The sequence below is a fragment of the Streptomyces sp. SID11385 genome, from assembly GCF_010548245.1.
GTDB lineage: Bacteria > Actinomycetota > Actinomycetes > Streptomycetales > Streptomycetaceae > Streptomyces.
The window spans coordinates 1-1118 of sequence record NZ_JAAGLR010000861.1; the positions used below are offsets into that span (position 1 = coordinate 1).

Genomic DNA, 1118 nt, shown 5'->3' on the forward strand with positions numbered 1-1118 from the left:
CGCGTCGGCGCAGGCGTCGGCGACGACCACGACCCGCACCCGCACGGGCAGGGCCGGGTGCCGGGCGGCACGGCGCAGCGCGGCGAGGGCGTGCGGGAGCAACGCCTCCTCGTCGTGGGCGGGGACGACGACGGCGAGAGCGGCGAGGGCGTGCGCGGCACGCGGGGCGTACGGGGCGGGGGCTCCGTAGGGGGCGGGGGGTCCCGGCGGACCGCCTTCCGGGGGCCGGACGCTCACACGAGTCCTTCGTACGCGGCCGGGGACGGCGGCAGCCGTTCGCCCGGGGTCCGGCGGGTGAAGGTCTGGAGCACGAAGTCCTCCTCGCGGTGGTCGAGCCGGAGCGCGAGCTCTTCCTCGCGGGCGAGGCGGTCCGCCACCTCCGTCCCGGTCAGGCGGTGTTCGGGGACGGGGTGGTTCCAGTGGACGGTGACGAGGGTGCCGCCGGGCGCGAGGGAGGCCACCGTGCGGCGCAACAGGCGGTCGAGGGCGGGAGCGTCGAAGTAGTAGAGGAGTTCGGAGAGGACGACGAGGTCGAACTCCCCCTCCGGCCACTCCTCGGGCACGGTGAGCAGGGCGACCTCGACGTGGTCGAGTCCTCGCGTGGCCTCGCGCGCCTGTGCCACCGCGTCCGGCACGCGGTCGGTGGCGAGCAGCCGCTCGCAGCGGTCCGCGAGTCGCCGGGTCAACTCCCCCACGGAGCAGCCCGGTTCGAAGGCGCGACGGAAACGGGGGCGGGGCAGCGCCGCCAGCGTGAGGGCGTACTTGCGCTCCTCGTACCAGCGGCTGCGCAGACCCCAGGGGTCCGCCGCGCCCTCGTACATGGCGGCGAAGTAACCGGTGGGAGTGCTCATGCGAACCACACTTCGAAGTCGCGTACATGGTGGGCGAGTTCCGCCGGCGGAAGGATCGCGGCGTCCTCGGGCGCCGGGCCGAGCGGGGCGATCTGGCTGCGGAAGCAGGCCACGGCGTCGCGCTTGCGGCCGAGGACGTCGGCGGGCAGGTCCAGGCGCGTGGCGCGGTGCCAGGGCACGCGGGGGTCGCCCGGGCGGGCCCAGTGCCACATCCACACCGGGTAGGCGGCGGAGGGGGCTCCGGTCTCGCGTGCGGCGGCGCGCGCG

1 protein-coding gene and 2 pseudogenes are annotated in these 1118 nt (G+C 76.1%); all 3 read right to left on the minus strand.

The features are described 5' to 3' along the window. Positions 1-237: pseudogene (locus G3I42_RS26200) on the minus strand (hypothetical protein); the annotation flags it as partial. Then, positions 234-851 (minus strand): SAM-dependent methyltransferase, encoded by a 618-nt coding sequence (locus tag G3I42_RS26205; RefSeq protein WP_164289921.1) that lies wholly within the window; start codon positions 849-851, stop codon positions 234-236. The gene G3I42_RS26205 and the pseudogene G3I42_RS26200, both read right to left, overlap by 4 nt. Continuing rightward, a pseudogene (locus tag G3I42_RS26210) lies at positions 848-1118 on the minus strand (PIG-L family deacetylase); the annotation flags it as partial. The pseudogene G3I42_RS26210 and the gene G3I42_RS26205, both read right to left, overlap by 4 nt.

Coding starts and splice junctions, on each gene's coding strand:
- G3I42_RS26205 (WP_164289921.1), bottom strand. CDS start 851: ATGAGCACTCCCACCGGTTACTTCGCCGCCATGTACGAGGGCGCGGCG.